At 59.5% G+C, this 12,088-nt stretch carries 10 protein-coding genes and 1 pseudogene; 6 read left to right on the forward strand and 5 right to left on the reverse strand.

Annotated features, from left to right (window positions below):
• Positions 1 to 14 precede the first annotated feature (14 nt).
• The gene (gene ku, locus UB23_RS20655; protein WP_045061163.1) at positions 15 to 887 is read right to left on the reverse strand and encodes a non-homologous end joining protein Ku; all 873 of its coding nucleotides are present in this window, start codon (positions 885 to 887) and stop codon (positions 15 to 17) included.
• 205 nt (positions 888 to 1,092) lie between these two features.
• Here ku and UB23_RS28775 point away from each other — a divergent pair, with 205 nt between their 5' ends.
• From UB23_RS28775 to UB23_RS20670, 4 genes and pseudogenes are all read left to right on the forward strand, one after another.
• Complete coding sequence (locus UB23_RS28775) at positions 1,093 to 1,443, forward strand: hypothetical protein (RefSeq protein WP_082069227.1); 351 nt, start codon at positions 1,093 to 1,095, stop codon at positions 1,441 to 1,443.
• Between the two features lie 37 nt (positions 1,444 to 1,480).
• On the forward strand, positions 1,481 to 2,632 hold the full coding sequence (locus tag UB23_RS20660; protein ID WP_045061164.1) for a PQQ-dependent sugar dehydrogenase: 1,152 nt from the start codon (positions 1,481 to 1,483) through the stop codon (positions 2,630 to 2,632).
• Positions 2,633 to 2,963: 331 nt separating this feature from the next.
• Positions 2,964 to 3,953 (forward strand): annotated as a pseudogene (gene ilvA / locus UB23_RS20665) (threonine ammonia-lyase, biosynthetic); the annotation flags it as partial.
• Between the two features lie 294 nt (positions 3,954 to 4,247).
• Positions 4,248 to 4,517 (forward strand): DUF1652 domain-containing protein, encoded by a 270-nt coding sequence (locus UB23_RS20670; protein ID WP_045061165.1) that lies wholly within the window; start codon positions 4,248 to 4,250, stop codon positions 4,515 to 4,517.
• 74 nt (positions 4,518 to 4,591) lie between these two features.
• Here UB23_RS20670 and UB23_RS20675 read toward each other — a convergent pair whose 3' ends face one another.
• The 4 genes from UB23_RS20675 to UB23_RS20690 form a co-directional block, all read right to left on the reverse strand.
• Complete coding sequence (locus UB23_RS20675; RefSeq protein WP_045061166.1) at positions 4,592 to 4,858, reverse strand: DUF2790 domain-containing protein; 267 nt, start codon at positions 4,856 to 4,858, stop codon at positions 4,592 to 4,594.
• A gap of 172 nt (positions 4,859 to 5,030) precedes the next feature.
• Positions 5,031 to 5,969, reverse strand: a complete 939-nt coding sequence (locus tag UB23_RS20680) for a carbohydrate kinase family protein (RefSeq protein WP_045061167.1) — start codon at positions 5,967 to 5,969, stop codon at positions 5,031 to 5,033.
• 84 nt (positions 5,970 to 6,053) lie between these two features.
• Positions 6,054 to 7,349: a glycosyltransferase gene (locus UB23_RS20685; protein WP_045061168.1), complete on the reverse strand. Its 1,296-nt coding sequence runs from the start codon at positions 7,347 to 7,349 to the stop codon at positions 6,054 to 6,056.
• Positions 7,350 to 7,440: 91 nt separating this feature from the next.
• Positions 7,441 to 7,809, reverse strand: coding sequence for a response regulator (locus UB23_RS20690; RefSeq protein WP_045061169.1), 369 nt, complete (start codon positions 7,807 to 7,809; stop codon positions 7,441 to 7,443).
• A gap of 259 nt (positions 7,810 to 8,068) precedes the next feature.
• On the opposite strand from UB23_RS20690, the gene UB23_RS20695 reads away from it, so the two are divergent.
• The gene (locus tag UB23_RS20695; protein WP_045061170.1) at positions 8,069 to 11,563 is read left to right on the forward strand and encodes a response regulator; all 3,495 of its coding nucleotides are present in this window, start codon (positions 8,069 to 8,071) and stop codon (positions 11,561 to 11,563) included.
• Positions 11,563 to 12,088, forward strand: a 526-nt coding sequence (locus UB23_RS20700; RefSeq protein WP_045061171.1) for a CheR family methyltransferase, incomplete at its 3' end; no start/stop codon positions are given. The genes UB23_RS20695 and UB23_RS20700, both read left to right, overlap by 1 nt.

Consider the following 12,088-nt stretch of genomic DNA (forward strand, 5'->3'; position numbering starts at 1 on the left):
ACCTTCACAATCAATCATCCAGCCGATCGCTTGGTCGCCTTTTTCGCCGGTGCCGTCTTCGCCGTCGACTTGGTTTTCGCCGCCGGCCTGGCAGCAGCTTTCCCTCCCAGGCTGCGCTTGAGCAACTCGGTCAAGTCGATGACATCCGCCGTCTTGCGTTCTTCCTCGCCGGTCGCCGTTTCCACATCTTCGATCTTGCCTTCATGGGCTTTCTTCTCGACCAGCGCCATGATCTTGTCCTCGAAACTGTCGCGATAGTCCTCGGGCGACCAGTCACCGCTCATGTCCTGCACCAGGCGCTTGGCCATGTCGAGCTCGCCCTTGGCCAGTTTGGGCTCGGTCACTTCGCTGCCCAGTTCCAGGGTATCGAGACTGCGAACCTCTTCCGGCCAGCGCAGCATCACCAGGACCATCGCCGACTCCAACGGCATCAGCGCTGCCAGGTGCTGGCGGGTATGCAGCACCACGTGGCACAGGGCGACTTTGTTGGTTTTGCTCAGGGTTTCACGCAGCAGCGCATAGACCTTGCCGCCGCGTTTGTCCGGGGCCAGGTAGTACGGCCTATCGATGTTCTGCAGCGGGATCTGCTCGCTGTCGACAAAGGAAAAGATGTCGATTGTCTGGGTGGAGAGCGGGTGGGCTGATTTGATTTCCTCTTCACTGAGCACCACGTAGCGACCCTTTTCGTACTGCACACCCTTGACGATGTGTTCCTTGGTCACCTCCTTGCCGGTTACCTTGTTCACCCGTTTATACCCGACCGGATCCATACTGCGACTGTCCAGCCAGTCAAAGTCCACGCCTTGGGAAGACGTCGCCGAAACCAGCGCTACAGGGATATGCACCAGCCCGAAACTGATTGCGCCTTTCCAGATTGCCCGTGCCATGGTCGTCTACTCGCGAGTGATGATCAGGTGACCCGCATCCCTCGGCAAAAGTTTCAGCCGATGATGCCCCGGCCCGCCGGGGTGCGGGGCATCCCTGGTCAACTGGTGTTACATCTTCGACGCGAGGTTTTGATTAACAAAACAGAACCCCCGGCGTAGCGTGGTATCGAAGACCCTATCCACGCCCACGTCGAGAGGTTCACCGATGAACAGGTTCGTGCTGGTCTGCACCGCACTGGCATGGAGTGCCGTACTGAGCCATCAGGCCCACGCGGCAGCGGTCCCTGAGTCGATGCTGTTGGCGCAAAGCCCTACGGGTAGTACCAGCAATCCCTACAACAGTCCCATCCGTCGGGCCAACCCCAATAGCATGCAAGGCACACAACCCAGTGCGCCGGCCATACGCGGGCCCAATACCGTACCAGTGCCCCGGCCACCCACCCTGGACAACGGCGGCATTGGCAATCGTGCACCGCAGACTCGCCCTGTGCCCGACAGCCCACCCAGGTTCATCCCCAACCCACCCCCTAGAGACGGCGATAGCAACAATCTCTGAGCCTGGCTGACTATTTTGACGACATAAGGAACTGTGCATGTTGAGAAAATCCCTCCTGGCCACCTTCTGCGCCAGCGTCATGTTCACCACTGCACCCGCCGCCATTGCGGCATCAGTCCAGGAATTGAAGAGCGAGCTGGGCACGCTTGAAGTCACCACCCTCACTCAAGGTCTGGAGCATCCCTGGGCCCTGGCATTTCTGCCCGACCGCCAGGGCATGCTGGTAACCGAGCGCCCGGGCAACCTGCGGCTGGTCACCCTCAATGGCAAGCTGTCGGACCCTATCAGCGGCGTGCCAGACGTGTGGGCCAAAGGCCAGGGTGGTTTGCTGGATGTTGTGCTGTCCCCGGACTTCAAGCAGGACCGCACGGTGTACCTGTCGTACGCCGAGGGTGGCGGCAAGGGGGACAAGGCCGGAACCGCAGTAGGTCGCGGGCAACTGTCGGCAGATTTGAAGACTCTGGAGAACTTCAAGGTGATCTTCCGCCAGGAGCCCAAGCTCTCGGTCAGCAATCACTTCGGCTCGCGGCTGGTATTCGACCGCGACGGCTATCTGTTCATCACCCTGGGTGAAAACAACGACCGGCCAACGGCCCAGGACCTCGACAAGTTGCAGGGCAAGGTGGTCAGGATCTATCCCGATGGCCGGGTACCGGATGACAACCCCTTTGTCGGGCAGAACGGTGTGCGCCCGGAAATCTGGTCTTACGGTCAGCGTAACCCCCAAGGCGCGGCGCTCAACCCATGGACGGGCGTCCTCTGGGAAACCGAGCATGGCCCCCGCGGTGGCGATGAACTGAATGTGATCGAGCGCGGCAACAACTACGGTTGGCCGCTGGCTACCCATGGCATCAATTATTCAGGCCAGCCCATTCCCGAAGCCACCGGCAAGACCGCCGAGGGCACGGTAGGGCCGCACCATGTCTGGGAGAAATCCCCGGGGCTGAGCGGCATGGCGTTCTACGATGCCGACCGGTTCAAGGTGTGGCAGCACAACGTGTTCATGGGGGCACTGGTCAGCCAGGAATTGATCCGCCTGCAGTTCAACGGGGACAAAGTGGTCCACGAGGAGCGCTTGATGGGCGAGCTCAACAAGCGCATTCGCGATGTGCGGCAGGGGCCCGACGGTTATTTGTACGTGCTGACGGATGAGAGCGATGGGGTGTTGTACAAGGTTGGGTTGAAGTAAATGCACCCACCTTCCCTGGGTTGAGCTGCGAGTCTGCAGGGGTCGATTGTAATTGGCCATTGACTTGCCATCAGCCGCCGGCTAATTTCGACCCATGACTTTCACCGTATCGCGCTGCCAGCCAAGCATTATTACCGCCATTCCTTATTTGGCGGGTTAGCTCACGACTGCAGCACCCAACCCGCCCTCGAGGCGGGTTTTTACTTTCTGTCTCCTGGGTTAAAGCCGCTACCGGCGTGGAAGCTGTTTGAAGGTCGCGATCTTTTCGTTTTTGAAGAGCAAAAGATCGCAGCCTTCGGCAGCTCCTACGTGGGTAATAAAGGAGACCGAGATGACCTACACCGCCAACCAGCAAGCCCTGCTTGCCCATTACGTCAAGAAGATCCTCGCGGCGCCGGTTTACGAACTGGCCGTACGTACGCCATTGCAACCCGCACCCGCGTTGTCGGAAGCCCTGGGTAACCAGATCCTGCTGAAACGCGAGGACCTGCAGCCGACGTTCTCCTTCAAGATCCGCGGTGCCTATAACAAGCTGGTGCAACTGAGCGATGAGCAAAAAGCACGCGGTGTGATCACCGCGTCGGCCGGCAACCACGCACAAGGTGTTGCATTGGCAGCGCGAGAACTGGGAATCGCTGCGACCATCGTCATGCCCGCCACGACGCCGGAACTGAAGGTGCTGGGGGTGCGTAGCCGCGGCGCCGAGGCCGTGCTTCACGGAGAAAGCTTTCCGTTTGCCCTGGCATACGCCCTGGACCTGGCCGCGCGCACAGGCCGTACCTTTGTTTCGCCATTCGACGACCCGGAGGTGATCGCAGGGCAGGGCACTGTCGCCATGGAGATCCTGCGTCAGCACCCCGCAGACCTCGACGCGATCTTTGTGCCGGTGGGGGGTGGTGGACTGATCGCAGGCATCGCCGCATACGTCAAATACCTGCGTCCGCAAGTGCGCATCATCGGTGTGGAGTCCGAACACTCCGCTTGCCTGGGCGCAGCGCTGCAAGCCGATGAGCGCGTGGTGCTGCCGAACGTCGGCACCTTTGCCGACGGCGTTGCCGTGGCGCAAATAGGCGTCTATGGGTTTGAGGTATGTCGATTTTGCGTAGACGAAATGCTGACCGTGACCAATGACGAGTTGTGCGCTGCGATCAAGAATATCTACGACGATACCCGGTCGATCACCGAACCTTCCGGTGCACTGGCCGTGGCCGGTATCAAAAAGTATGTCGCCCGCACCCGAGCCCGTGGCCAGACCCTGGTGGCCATCGACTCGGGCGCCAACATCAACTTCGACAGCCTGCGCCACGTGGCTGAACGTGCCGCTTCATGCGGCGCGCCGGCCTGAGACTGGACACATTGCCGCATTCTTGCCGCCGTGTCCGGCTCGTGCAACCGGCCGGGGCAGGATTGCATTTTGCAGTGGCCCAGACGCTGCTTCTTGCAGTTTGCATGATCGCTTGCGCGCTCAACTTCCCTAACCCTTTGATTTGCCGATGAGCTGCACGGCGAAATCAGAGGCATGAATTATGCTGTAGATGTCCTTAAGCTGACCGCGCCTTTCATTGAGTCAGCGCCTGTTTATCGCTGGCAATCTGACAATAAGGAGAGGGTCGCCATGTTTCTTTCTGCCTTGGAACTTCGCAACATCATTGAAAGCAGTTTCCTGCCTAAACGCTGTTTATGTACGTTATCGCCTGACCTTTCCATGACCATCAAAGTGTTTTCCGACGGCGTGACGGATCAGGTCGACCTGGTTAAATCCGGTATAGACGCCAGCCATCTTAACGGCAGGCGAGAGATCAACGAGCTGATTGCGGGGCTGCGCTCCGATATCGATCTCCATGCACACAAGCAAACGCTGCACCCGGACCGCAAGGTGCTTTAATCTCTGATGATAATCGCCGGCGATCTGACTATTACTAAAGGGTCTGGCCTGACAACAGGCCAGACCCTTTGTCGTCAGTTCTGCAAGCTGCAAGCATCCGACAATTTGCGATAGCTGATTTGCGCAGGTTGCCCGGCGTTGTCGATGTATTTCATTTCAGCCGTCACCACTTTGCAGTCCAGGGTCGAAGGTTCGGTCAGGGCGATCACCTTGGCGACGTGCAGGGGCATCCCGTAATGGTAGGGCACCGCTTGGCTGGTACCTGCGTCATTGGCATGGGCGATGCCGGCCCAGGAAATGCTGGCAAGGGTAGTGGCGAGCAATATCGTTTGAATTCTCATGAGCATACTCCAGCGCAGACAAAGGTCAGCTCGACCATCAGGATCGAGCGGTCCGCACTGGGCTGTCAGGCAAGCTGCAGGCGTGCGGTCCAGTCAATTATTGGACCGCACAGTTAAGCGATGGTTAACCTCGCCGTATGCCACCTGTCGGCTGGAGGCTGCTATTTCAGGTTTATTGCAGCTGATGCCGATACGGCAAGTCCGGCCCGGTCCTAGTGCACGTCAGCGCCGCTGCGCGCAACGCAAACCTGAGCATTGCATCAGTCTGCTCGCGTCCTAATTGCTGCAATCCCTGCACAGAATCCAGTTGCTGCTCCGTCAGCCAGGCGATCAACGCCGCCTGGAAGGTGTCGCCCGCACCGACGGTGTCGGCAATCTCCACGGCGCAGGCCGGTACCGACCAGGCGCCGTGTCGACGACTGAACACCGTCGCACCTTCGCCCCCGCGAGTCAGGAACACCAGCTGACAGCGATGCTCCAGCCACCCCTGGATCACCCGCTGCGGGTCCTGTTCGGGATATAACAGGCTCAGGTCCTCGTCGCTGACCTTGATCAGGTCGGCATGCTCGACCAGCATCGCCACTCGCGAGCGCCACAGTTCGATGTTTGGCTCTGGATTGAGCCGCACATTCGGATCGAGGCTGATCAAGCGCTTACCGCTTTCCCTGCGCACCAATGCCAGCAGGGTATCGGCAACCGGCTGTACCACCAGCGAGTAGGAGCCAACATGCAGGCCGCGTATGTAGGCCGGCAGCAGCGGAAGATGGTCGAGGCGCAGCTGCCGGTCAGCACAACCTTCGCCCCGGAAGCTGTAATGCGGCGAGCCATTGGCGCCCACGGCGACCATCGCCAGGGTTGTGGGCGCCGCGAATTCCACCACGAAGTCGGTACCGACACCTTCGTCCTGCAACACCTGCTGCAAACGCTTGCCCAGGTAATCGCTCGACAGCCCGGCAAACAGCGCGGCCTCTACGCCCAGCCGGCGCAAACCCACGGCCACATTGAACGGCGAACCACCGGCAATGGCCTTGAAATTCACTTTGGACGCCAGGCCACTGACGTCTTCTTCACTGAAAAAATCGAACAGCGCTTCGCCACACACCAGATACATGATTATTCACTCTTCAAAGGGTTGCGACATGCTGTCGGTAACGTTTGTACGTCGTGCCCTCGACCACCCGAAGTCTCACTCGGGTTACTGAGGCTGACGGTTTTTCGCTTCGATCCACTGCGACATGTATTGAGTGCTCTTGTGCTGGTGATGGCGCAGCATGCTGCCGGTAAAGTTGTCGCGCCGGATTGAACCCAGGTTTCGACGACATTCTTCAATTCGGGTGATCAGTGCGGGGCCATGTTGCGCCTGGCGATAGCGCTGCCCGAGCAGGTGAAGGCCTTTGGCCTGTGCGGCCAGCCAGCAGGTGCGGTCGTTGTGCAGTTGTACCGCGCTGTCGGCAAACGCCTGGGCCGTGCGGGTAATTGCACCTGGCCAGGGTTCCAGGCCGTGCATGCCTTCTGCCCCCACTGGTGTTGTGACATTCGGCGTGCCGCACAGCATCGCATCCACCAGCTTGCCCTTGATACCCGCGCCAAAGCGCAAGGGAGCCAGGCACACCCTGGCCGCAGACATGACTTGCAAGGCATCCTCGGCCCAGTTCATCACATGAAAACCCTGGGCGGCGTTGTGCAGTGCGGTTGCCTTGGGCGGTGTGTAAGCCCCATAGATGTGCAGCTGGGCAGCGGGCAATTGCTGGCGAATCAACGGCCAGATCGTAGTCTTGAGCCACAGCACTGCATCCCAGTTCGGCGCATGCCGGAAGTTGCCGATGCTGAGAAAATGCGCGCGGTCTTCGAAGCGAGTCGATGGCCGGGTGGGCACATCGATCATCAGCGGACACCAGTGCAACAATTCACGGGGCACCATGAACTGCTGCACCAGTAACTCGATCTCCACCTCGGAGATCATCAGCGTCAGGTCGCAACGATAAATGGCAGCAAGCTCACGCTTGGCCAGGTCGGCATCGGCCATGAGTTCGAATTCCTGCCGTAACGCGGGGGCAAACAATTCGTTGAAGTCTTCGAGGTCAGCGCTGGCCTTCAAGCGCTCCTTGAGGCGTTGGTGCCTGGCGTGACGCAGGCTCTGCAGGTCTGAAGTTTCCAGCACTCGCAGTGCATTGGGGCAGTGCTTTTCTACCCGCCAGCCGAATTGTTCTTCCATCATAAACTGGTCGAACAGCACGACATCCGGGGCCAGCTCACTGACAAACGCGTCGAAACTGCTGTTGTTGAGTTCGATCGGCACCTGGCGAATGCCCAGGGCGGTGAGGTCAGCCGGGTGCTCGCCAGCACCTGCCGGGCTGCTGAACGTAATGTCCCAGCCCTGTTGCAGGAAGGTTTCGAGGATTTGCATCACATGGCTGCTGGCCGCCGAGGAGCGGGGCTCGGGCCAAACGTAACCAATCACCAGGACTTTGGCTGCGCGGGGCTGACTCATTGAGGGTGGTTCCTTGAAGCGGGCAGGGGGGCATGCGGAAAAAAGCGCGCAATTAAAGCACAGTCCGCAGCGATCCTGGCGCTATGAGGGTTTAGCTGGCGGCCTGCAGGATGCCCTTGACCTTGTCCCGCAGCGCATCGATCGAGAACGGCTTGCCAATCAGGTGCATGCCCTCAGGCACATCAATGTTTTCGGCGTAACCGCTGGCAAACAGGATTGGCAAGCGGGCACGCAGCTGACGCGCCTTGTCGGCCAGCTCACGTCCGTCCATGCCCGGCAGGCCGACATCAGTCATCATCAGATCGATGGTTTGCCCGGCGTTGGCCAGGAACGCCAGCGCCTGTTCGCCGCCATCAGCCTCCAGCACCTCGAATTCCAGTTCCTCCAGTACATCGACGATCAACATGCGCACGATGTCGTCGTCTTCGACTACCAGGATGATGGACGCGGCGGAAGACATAATAGGGTTCCCAAAGATTGAAATGGCGTTGGCCGGTCGATCAGATTCGCCGGAGTCTTGCTTGAGTAAACGGCGGGACCCGACAAGTTCCCTTCGTGCTGAAAAAAGAATAGCTGCTCAAGCGCGGGAAGGATAACCGCTCCTTGGTTCTGGAACAGCTGAATGTAGGATATTGCTGAAATACCCGTCAGAAAATTGGATCAATATGCCCGTTATGGGGCAAACTCCCTGTTTTTTAACAGTTCGACAAGGCTCCCACATGACCTCTGCGTCTTCGGTAGATGAGCAACGATTCCGTAAACTCCTGAGTCGCAACGTCAGCCTGCCATTGGGTGTGGGCGTTCTCAGTGCGGTGTTCTTCGTGTCCCTGATCCTCTATCTGTTGTCAACCATCCAGTGGGTGGAACATACCGATCGGGTGATCAATAACGCCAATGAAGCGGTGAAGCTGACCGTCGATCTGGAAACCGGGATGCGCGGCTATCTGCTCAGCGGTGACGAGAAGTTTCTCGAACCCTATGAAACCGCACGCCCGCGAATCAAGGTGGCTCTCGACACCTTGCTGGAACTGACCAGTGACAACCCGGTACAAACCGATCGCCTGCGTCGCCTCGAGGCGCTGCAGGCTGAATGGGCCGGCTACGCGCAATCGATGATCGATTTGCAACGTTCCAGTGGTGACTACCGTGGTGCGGTCAAGGCCGGGCGCGGCAAACGCCTGACCGATGAAATACGCAAGCAGTTCGAAGACGTGATCGAGATGGAACAGCAGTTGCGCGCCTCGCGCAATGAAGAGGTGCGTCGCACCACCATCTGGAGCATTGCCCTGTACTTGCTGTTCGTCGCCGGGATCAGTGCTCTGCTGGCCTATATAGGCCGCCGCGATCTGCTCAACCTGTCGCAAAACTACGCCGCCAACCTGGCCGCGCAGCAGTCCAGCGCCAATCGTCTGGAGCAGCAGGCCTGGCTGCGCAATGGCCAGACTGAACTCGCCGAACAGGTACTGGGGCAGCTGTCGCTAAACGTGCTGGGGCGCAATATCCTGCAGTTCTGCGCGCAGTACCTCGGTTCGGCGGTGGCGGCTATCTATGTACGCGAAGAGCACGGTGGCCTCAAGCGTATTGCGTCCTACGGGTTTTCCCGGGAACAGGAAGAGCGTGAGCACTACATTTATAGCGATGAAGGGATTGTCGGGCAGGTGGCGCAACGGGCCGAGGTGATTCGCCTGGACCAGGTGCCCGGTGACTACTTCAAGGTCAGCTCCGCCCTGGGCGAAGGGCTGCCGCACAGTGTGTTGGTGGTGCCTACCAGCGACGATGAGCGGGTCAATGGCGTGATCGAGCTGGGCTTTCTGCGCCCGCTCAGTGACCGTGACGTCGAGTTGCTGGAGCTGATTGCCGGCAACATTGGCACCTCGATCGAGGCCGCGCGCTATCGCCAGCGCCTGCAAGAGGTGCTGGCCGAAACCCAGCAACTCAATGAAGAGCTGCAGGTTCAGCAGGAAGAACTCAAGACCGCCAACGAAGAGCTCGAAGAGCAGTCGCGCATCCTCAAGGAGTCCCAGGCACACCTGGAAACCCAGCAGGTGGAGCTGGAGCAGACCAATGAACAGCTGGCCGAGCAGGCGCAGATCCTCGCCGATCAGCGCGACGCCATGGACCAGAAGAACACCGAGCTCAATCTGGCTCAAACGCAGCTGGAAGAGCGTGCCGAGGAATTGCAGCGTTCGAGCAAGTACAAGTCCGAGTTCCTCGCCAACATGTCCCATGAGCTGCGCACGCCGCTGAACAGCTCGCTGATCCTGGCCAAACTGCTGGCGGAAAATCCCCAGGACAACCTCAGCGCCGAGCAGGTCAAGTTTGCCGAGTCGATCTATTCGGCAGGCAACGATCTGCTGCACTTGATCAACGACATCCTCGACATTTCCAAGGTCGAGGCCGGCAAGCTGGAAATGCTGCCCGAGAACACCAGCGTCGCACGCCTGGTGGACGGCTTGCGCGGGATGTTCCAGCCGCTGGCGACGCAAAAGAAGCTGGATTTCCAGATCGAGCTGCAAGACGGTTCGCCGCTGATGATCTACACCGACCGCCAGCGCCTGGAGCAGGTGATCAAGAACCTGCTGTCCAACGCCGTGAAGTTCACCGAGAGCGGCACGGTCAGCCTTACTGTTACCGGCATGCCGGATGATGGCATTGCATTCGTCGTGCGCGATTCCGGGATTGGCATTGCCGCCGATCAGCAGGAAAGCATCTTCGAAGCCTTCCGTCAGGCCGACGGCACCACCAACCGGCGCTACGGCGGCACCGGCCTGGGGCTGTCGATTTCCCGGGATCTGGCCGCATTGCTCGGCGGTTCCATCAGCGTCACCAGTGAACCGGGGCAGGGCAGCGTGTTCACCCTGGTGCTGCCGCAACAATATGTCGAGCCAGGTGAAAGCCCTGTCTCGCCGGTAGCTCCGGCGCCCGTGGCGGTCTCGCACAAAGTCGCCGCGCCGCCTGCGCTGGCACCGTTGATTGCCCCGATCGACATCCCAAGCTTCAACGATGACCGCAGCAAGGCGCCGTTTGCCACGCGTTGCATCCTGGTGGTGGAGGACGAGCCGAATTTCGCTCACATTCTTTACGACCTGGCGCATGAGCTGGGCTATCAGTGCCTGGTTGCCCATGGCGCCGACGAAGGTTACAACCTGGCCAGGGAGTACATCCCGGACGCGATCCTGCTGGACATGCGCCTGCCAGACCATTCCGGCCTGACCGTGCTGCAGCGCCTCAAGGAACACGCAGACACGCGGCATATCCCGGTGCACGTGATTTCGGTCGAGGATCGAGTGGAAGCTGCCATGCACATGGGCGCCATCGGCTACGCCGTCAAACCGACCACCCGTGAAGAGCTCAAGGATGTTTTCGCCCGCCTGGAAGCCAAGCTGACCCAGAAGGTCAAGCGCGTTCTGCTGGTGGAAGATGACGACCTGCAGCGCGACAGCATTGCCCGCCTGATCGGCGACGAAGACATCGAGATCACCGCAGTTGGCTATGCCCAGGAAGCGCTGCAGCTGCTGCGCACCACCATCTACGACTGCATGATCATCGACCTGAAGCTGCCGGACATGCTGGGCAATGAACTGCTCAAGCGCATGTCCACCGAGGACATCTGCTCCTTCCCGCCTGTGATCGTCTACACCGGCCGCAACCTTACCCGGGATGAAGAAGCAGAGCTGCGCAAGTACTCGCGCTCGATCATCATCAAGGGCGCGCGTTCACCGGAGCGATTGCTGGACGAGGTGACACTCTTTCTGCACAAAGTCGAATCGCAGCTGTCCCATGAACGGCAGAAGATGCTCAAGACCGCCCGCAGCCGCGACAAGGTCTTCGAGGGTCGCAAAGTGCTGTTGGTGGACGACGACGTACGCAATATCTTCGCCCTCACCAGCGCGCTCGAGCAAAAAGGCGCAGTCGTGGTCATTGGCCGTAACGGCCGTGAAGCGATTGAAAAGTTGAATGAAGTCGAGGACATCGATCTGGTGTTGATGGACGTAATGATGCCGGAGATGGACGGCTTTGAAGCCACCATCGAGATTCGCAAGGACCCGCGCTGGCGCAAGCTGCCGATCATTGCGGTGACGGCCAAGGCCATGAAGGATGATCAGGAACGCTGCCTGCAGGCCGGCTCCAATGATTACCTGGCCAAGCCCATTGACCTGGATCGCCTGTTCTCGTTGATTCGAGTGTGGTTACCTAAGATGGAACGCATTTAGTGCCAGCCAATACCGAAATCGAATTGCGGCTGCTGATCGAGGCCATTTACCTCAAGTACAGCTATGACTTTCGCGACTACTCCGGCGCTTCGATCAAGCGCCGGGTGCAGCACGCGTTGGGGCAGTTCGAATGTGCGACCATTTCGGCGCTGCAGGAGAAGGTCCTGCACGACCCGACGGCGTTCATGCAATTGCTGCAGCTGCTGACCATCCCGGTCAGCGAGATGTTTCGCGACCCCTCGCACTTCCTGGCCATTCGCCAGGAAGTGGTGCCGTTGCTCAAGACCTACCCCTCAATCAAGATCTGGATCGCCGGCTGCAGCACGGGGGAAGAAGTCTATTCCATGGCGATCCTGCTGCGCGAAGAAGGCTTGCTCGACCGCACCATCATCTACGCCACCGACATCAACCCGCGTTCTCTGGATAAAGCCAAGCAAGGCATCTTTTCCATGGAAAACGTGCGGGCCTACACGGCTAACTACCAGAAAGCCGGTGGCCAGCGTGCGCTGTCTCTTATACACATCT

The sequence above is a fragment of the Pseudomonas sp. ES3-33 genome, assembly GCF_000952175.1.
GTDB classification, from domain to species: Bacteria; Pseudomonadota; Gammaproteobacteria; order Pseudomonadales; family Pseudomonadaceae; genus Aquipseudomonas; species Aquipseudomonas gregormendelii.